Below are 210 nucleotides of genomic sequence, written 5' to 3' on the forward strand. Positions count from 1 at the left end.
GAACCTTTTGCCCACAACATGCTTTTCCCTTGGTCATTCTTTTGTGTAAACGCTGAAGTCATCGGTAAAAAAGAAGCTGATACCAAACGGCTTGAGCAAAGCGAGCAACGAGCGCAGAGCATCCGTATTACGGCTACCAAATGCGTGAGCAATGATGCGCTTATAGCGAGGCTACCAAGCATACCAAAGCCAGCGGCGATTTTTCTTTTT

At 46.7% G+C, this 210-nt stretch carries 1 pseudogene; it reads right to left on the reverse strand.

Features of this window, described 5'->3' with window-relative positions:
* Window positions 1-36: 36 nt before the first annotated feature.
* Window positions 37-210 (reverse strand): annotated as a pseudogene (locus tag AACW06_RS20825) (IS1 family transposase); the annotation flags it as partial.

The sequence above is a fragment of the Vibrio sp. S12_S33 genome, from assembly GCF_963889785.1.
Taxonomy (GTDB): domain Bacteria; phylum Pseudomonadota; class Gammaproteobacteria; order Enterobacterales; family Vibrionaceae; genus Vibrio; species Vibrio aestuarianus.